This window comes from Fusibacter tunisiensis (assembly GCF_016908355.1).
Taxonomy (GTDB): Bacteria; Bacillota; Clostridia; order Peptostreptococcales; family Acidaminobacteraceae; genus Fusibacter_D; species Fusibacter_D tunisiensis.
In genome coordinates this window covers 1-1217 of sequence record NZ_JAFBDT010000070.1, presented here as the reverse complement: position 1 = coordinate 1217, position 1217 = coordinate 1, and the positions used below count along the sequence as shown (strand labels likewise).

The window sequence follows — 1217 nt, the reverse complement described above, 5'->3', positions numbered from 1 at the left end:
TGGATTTCTTTTTCTTTTTGCCATTTCGGACCTCCATTTTGTCTAAGTGAATTATAACTGATTTTTCACTTTACACAAAATATCTTACACCATCGGCTTTGGATTGTGAATTTGAAGGTTTTTTTCTTGATAAAGATGGAGAAAGGATTTAGATTAGTCATGCAAATGAATGGTTTTAATATATATAACAATGAAGATAATATTGTATCTTACGAAAATAATGCTGGGATATTTAGATTACTTGTCGAAGATGAAGATATTGAGGTATTTGAGTCTAACATTAACGCTGGAAAATCAATTATATGTCAGCCCTATGAGTCTAAGGATGCTATTAATGTACTTATTATCTTAGAGGGTAAGTTGTTTTATACTAATGAGAGAAAGTATGTTGAAGCTGGCAGTAGAATTACTTTTAAAAATTTGAAAGAAACACATCATCTGAGTGTTATTGAAAAAACCAAACTCATCATGATTCGTAATTCTAAACATTTCACATCTCAAGCAAGTAGAACAGATAAAGTCTATGATTTGATCCATCAAATACAAGAAAAAGACAATTATACTGAAGACCATTGTAATAATACAGGTAATTTAGCTGTTCAAATAGCAACAATGATGAAACTATCAGAAACTCAAATAGAGAACATATTACATGCCGGTAAAATACACGATGTGGGCAAACTAGAAATACCAGAAGATATTTTGAATAAACCAAATAAACTGACATCTGAGGAATACGAATTAATAAAAAAGCATTCTCAATATGGTTATGATATAGTTATGAAGGAAACTAATGATCTTTCACTTGCAAAGATAGTACTAGATCATCATGAAAGGCTAGATGGTAGTGGCTATCCTAATGGATTAAAAGGTGATGAAGTCTCAATTGAGTCAAGAATAATGGCCGTTGTCGACAGTTTTGATGCTATGATATCAAATCGCCCTTACAAAAAACCTATTTCTGTACATTCTGCACTTGAAGACTTAAGAAAACACTCAGGAACATGGTATGATGATCAAGTTGTTTCTATACTTACTGATATAATTAACTTTACGGTGAACAGCTCCAATTTGGACACTAAAAAACCCTAGATTCTGCTAATCGAATCTAGGGCATTTTATTATTACCTAGATTCTACGTGCAATCTACTCATATAACCCTTTAAGCAAGTATTTATAATCGTTAAGCCAAAACCATTCTTTCACCCAATGGGTGA

At 31.7% G+C, this 1217-nt stretch carries 1 protein-coding gene; it reads left to right on the top strand.

The window, feature by feature from the left end; genetic code table 11:
* Nucleotides 1-135: 135 nt before the first annotated feature.
* Nucleotides 136-1092, top strand: a complete 957-nt coding sequence (locus JOC49_RS13105; protein ID WP_204665485.1) for an HD-GYP domain-containing protein — start codon at nt 136-138, stop codon at nt 1090-1092.
* Nucleotides 1093-1217: the final 125 nt, after the last annotated feature.

Coding starts and splice junctions, on each gene's coding strand:
- JOC49_RS13105 (WP_204665485.1), top strand. CDS start 136: ATGGAGAAAGGATTTAGATTAGTCATGCAAATGAATGGTTTTAATATA.